2 protein-coding genes are annotated in these 815 nt (G+C 70.3%); both read right to left on the bottom strand.

From position 1 onward, the window contains the following. Nucleotides 1-184 (bottom strand): phosphoenolpyruvate carboxylase (locus KZA10_RS16495; RefSeq protein ID WP_308289704.1); only part of this gene is annotated, 184 nt, incomplete at its 3' end. Continuing rightward, a partial coding sequence (locus tag KZA10_RS16490) for a phosphoenolpyruvate carboxylase (RefSeq protein ID WP_256935014.1) occupies nt 181-815 on the bottom strand: 635 nt, incomplete at its 5' end. The genes KZA10_RS16495 and KZA10_RS16490, both read right to left, overlap by 4 nt.

Below are 815 nucleotides of genomic sequence, written 5' to 3'. Positions count from 1 at the left end.
CTTCACGACGGTGCCGCACGTGTACCGCCGTGAAGAGCGTCTCGTCGAACACCCCCATCACGGTGCGGACCTCGTCGGTCGGGGAGGGCTTCTGCGACCGCAGCGGGGCCGTGCGCCAGAGGGTGTCGATCTCCTCCATCGGGGTCACGGTGGCGAACCAGGGGGCGAAGCCCTCCGCCTTCACGAGCGAGAAAGCACGAGCTGTGCCAGATCGTCGCGGTCGCCGAGGGCCAGGTACTGACGGGCGATGCGCTCGTCGGTCTTGGCGAGACTCATCGCGACGTTGTCGATCATGGTGCGAAGCAGCGGCCACTCCCGGTACGCCTCCACGAGCAGCTCTTCGTCGCCGACCGCGTCCAGGGCGGTGCCGAGTCCGAACCATCCGGCGAGGTTGATGCGGGCTTGCGTCCAGGCGAACACCCACGGGATGGCCCGCAGGTCTTCCAGCGATTCGACCGAGAGCCCCCGGCGGGCGGGGCGGGAGCCGAGAGCCAGCAGCCCGATCTCCTCCATCGGGGTCACGGTGGCGAACCAGGGGGCGAAGCCCTCCGCCTTCACGAGCGAGAAGAAGCGCTCCCGGGAGGCCGCGTCCATGATCGAGGCGACCTCGGCATAGCGGGCGGCCGCCCGGCTCGTGCGCTCCTCCTCAGTGGGGGAGGATGCCAGCAGCGTCGCCGCCGCGACCTGGTCGATGTGCCGCATGGCGATCGCGGGCTCGCCGTAGCGGGCGAAGATGACCTCGCCCTGCTCGGTGAGCTTGAACCGGCCGTCGACCGAGTGCGGAGGCTGCGCGAGGATCGCGGAGTTGGCGGGCC

The organism is Microbacterium sp. BF1, assembly GCF_019279095.1.
Taxonomy (GTDB): Bacteria; Actinomycetota; Actinomycetes; order Actinomycetales; family Microbacteriaceae; genus Microbacterium; species Microbacterium maritypicum.
The sequence above is the reverse complement of the archived record's forward strand: the minus strand, read 5'-3'. Positions and strand labels throughout refer to the sequence as shown.